This window comes from Roseomonas rosulenta (assembly GCF_016106005.1).
Lineage (GTDB): Bacteria > Pseudomonadota > Alphaproteobacteria > Acetobacterales > Acetobacteraceae > Neoroseomonas > Neoroseomonas rosulenta.
Map to the genome: position 1 here is coordinate 1 of NZ_JACADR010000538.1, position 1,309 is coordinate 1,309.

The following is a 1,309-nucleotide window of genomic DNA, read 5'->3' on the forward strand; positions in this document are numbered from 1 at the left end:
CGCGCCGTGACCTTCGCGCGCACCCTGATGGTCTATGTCGCGCGGCGCTTCGCCGCGATGACGGTGGCGATGCTGGCGGCGCTGGCGGGGCTGGTCGCACTGTTCGACCTGATCGAATTGCTGCGCCGCGCGGCCACGCGCCAGGACGCGACCTTCGCCCTGGTGACCCAGATCGCCGCCCTACGCCTGCCCTTCGTCGCCATGCAGATCCTGCCCTTCGCGATCCTGCTTGGGGGCATCATCGCCTTCTGGCGGCTGACGCGATCCTCGGAGCTGGTGGTGGCGCGCGCGGCGGGGGTCTCCGCCTGGGGCTTCCTGGCCGGGCCGGTGGCGGTGGCGGTGTTGCTCGGTGCGCTGGCGACGGCCGCGGTATCGCCGCTCTCCTCCGCCATGCTGGCACGGGCCGAACGGCTCGACGCGCAGTTCCTGCGCAACACCAGCGGCATCTCGGCGCTGGCCGGCGGGCGGCTGTGGCTGCGCCAGGCCGACCCAGGGCTCGACCCGCGCGGGGTCGCGATCCTGTCGGGCCGCCCGGTCGCGGCGCGCGAGCTGAACCCCGGCGAGGCCTTCCGCCTTGCCGATGTCAGCCTGTGGCGCCTGTCGGCCGACGACCGGCCCCTGTCGCGCGTGGAGGCACCCTCGGCCGTGCTGGCGCCGGGGCGCTGGATCATCGCCGATGCCGTGGCCTTCGGCGCCGACCGCACGCCCGCCCCGGCGCAGCGCGTCGAGCTGCCCACCGACCTCACGCCTGCGCGCATCCAGGATTCCTTCGCGAGCCCGGACACGCTGTCCTTCTGGGCCTTGCCGGACTTCATTCAGGTGCTGGAACAGGCGGGATTCTCGGCGGTGCGGCACCGGCTGCACTTCCAGTCGCTGCTCGCGCTGCCGCTGCTCGCGGCCGCGATGGCGCTGCTGGCGGCGGGGTTCTCGATGCGCTCCTCGCGCCGGGGCGGTGTCGCGCAGATGATCGGCGGGGGCGTGGCCGCTGGCTTTGCGCTGTTCGTCATCGACAAGATCACCGGCGAATTCGGCCAGGCCGGCACGCTGCCGGTCGTTTTCGCGGCCTGGGCGCCGGCGGGTGCGGGCTTCCTGCTCGCCACCGCGCTGCTGCTGCATCTGGAGGATGGCTGACCGTGAGGGCCGCGATGTTCCGCAAGGGCGCACTCGCCATCCTTCTCGCCGCCGGCGGTGCGCCCGCGCTGGCGCAGCAGTCCGCGCTGCCGCCCATCGTCGCGCCGCAGGACGTCGCCACCTCGCTGCCCGGCCAGCCCGCCCCGGCCGCTGCCGCCGCGCAGCCGGCCCGCGACCA

At 74.4% G+C, this 1,309-nt stretch carries 1 protein-coding gene; it reads left to right on the plus strand.

Annotated features, from left to right (window positions below):
* Nucleotides 1–6: 6 nt before the first annotated feature.
* A complete protein-coding gene (lptG, locus tag HW578_RS26685; protein ID WP_198373718.1) occupies nt 7–1,131 on the plus strand; it encodes an LPS export ABC transporter permease LptG in 1,125 nt (374 codons plus the stop codon).
* Nucleotides 1,132–1,309: the final 178 nt, after the last annotated feature.